1 protein-coding gene is annotated in these 1066 nt (G+C 69.6%); it reads right to left on the bottom strand.

Annotated elements, in window-relative coordinates; genetic code table 11:
* Positions 1-1066, bottom strand: a 1066-nt coding sequence (locus GY812_14220; protein MCP4436639.1) for a hemolysin, incomplete at both ends; no start/stop codon positions are given.

Genomic DNA, 1066 nt, shown 5'->3' with positions numbered 1-1066 from the left:
GGTCGTCTCGGTGGTCGCCCAGACCTCGAGCTCGCCGCCGACATCGCCGTAGAGCGCCATCGGCACGCCGGCCGCCAGGTCGTTCCCGGAGCGGTTCCGGAGGCGCACGAGCACCTGCACCGTGTCCCCGCAGGGGTCGTCGCAGACATCCACGATGTCGGGGGTGAGGTCGTCGATCAGCGAGACCCCGGCACCCTCGGCGATCTGGCTGTGCCAGGAGTTCTGGTCGCTGAAGGTGGGCACGGCCTCGGTCGGCAGCGTGAGGTCGTCGTTGATGTTGTTGATGCTGTAGGCGTGCTGGTTCCACACCTGCCGGCTGGGCACCCAGGAGCCGGACTCGCTGCCGAGGATGTACAGGCCGTTCTGGTTCTCGCCCTCGTGGCCACCGCCGCAGGGGACGATGATCTCGGTCTGGCCGTCTGCGTCGACGTCTGCCACGGTGGGGAACTCGTGCAGCGTCCGGGACGCGTGGTTCGCGTCCTCGAGCCGCACTGCACCGGTCAGCCCGTCGAAGACCCACAGGCGGGTCTCGTCGGCGTAGACGACCTCCGGCCGGGCGTCACCCTCGAAGTCGAAGACCACCGATCCCGTGACGTGGGACGAGGCGTCGTCAACCGGCATGGACCAGAGCACCGTGCCGTCGGCCTCGTACACCGTGTAGGTGTCCGCCTCCGCGACGCCGATCTCCGGCACCCCGTCGGTGTCATAGTCGGCGATGGTCGGAGGCCCGCCGTTTCCGCCTCCCACCAGGGCGAAGGTGGCGGTCACGGTGCAGTCGGCTTCGATGACGCGCCCCACGCCTCCGCCGATGCTCACGACCTCCCCGACGCCGTCGAGGTCAAGGTCGGCGACGCCCGTGAAGCCGTCATCTTCCTCGCTCGAGAAGCCACACAGCGCGTTGCCGTTGGCGTCGTACAGGGTGCGGCCGGTGATGACCTCTTGCAGCCCGTCGCCATCGAGGTCGGCGATGACGGTGTGGTAGCCGACCTCGGGGTGTGTCGGGTACGCGCCCTTGCCGGCGCCGCCCTCCCACAGCAGGGCGCCGCTGCGGCCATCCATGACGGCG

This window comes from Actinomycetes bacterium, assembly GCA_024222295.1.
GTDB lineage: Bacteria > Actinomycetota > Acidimicrobiia > Acidimicrobiales > Microtrichaceae > JAAEPF01.
This window is presented reverse-complemented; position numbering and strand designations above follow the sequence as displayed.